Source organism: Streptomyces atratus (genome assembly GCF_014648655.1).
In the GTDB taxonomy this organism is placed as follows: domain Bacteria; phylum Actinomycetota; class Actinomycetes; order Streptomycetales; family Streptomycetaceae; genus Streptomyces; species Streptomyces atratus.
Window position 1 is genome coordinate 1 of record NZ_BMRN01000044.1, and the last position, 369, is coordinate 369.

Consider the following 369-nt stretch of genomic DNA (forward strand, 5'->3'; position numbering starts at 1 on the left):
CCACCGCAGTTCCTTGCCGTGGTACTCATCCGCCACACCGTCCGCCGCGAAGTCCGCCATCGCGGCCTTCACCTGCGCGTCACGCGCCGCGATCACTTCCTCCAACTGCGCGATCACCACCTGGATGTTGCCCTGCGCATCCGCGGACGCACCCGTGTCGTACGAACGACGATCACTCTGACCAGCCATCAGAAACCCAACCCCCGTCTGTCAGCGGCCGCCGAAGCGCGCCGCGTCGAAGTTCGCCGCCGACATCTGCTGCCGTGCGTTGTCACCCTGCTCCTGATCACCCGAGCTGAACGCCGCCTCCATCCCCGACTGACCACCGAGGAGAGCCGACAGCGAACCGTTCAACGCCGCCGTGATCTC

Annotated in this window: 1 pseudogene; it reads right to left on the minus strand. The window is 66.4% G+C overall.

The features are described from left to right. Positions 1–189, minus strand: a pseudogene (locus IEZ15_RS36240) (hypothetical protein); the annotation flags it as partial. Positions 190–369 lie beyond the last annotated feature (180 nt).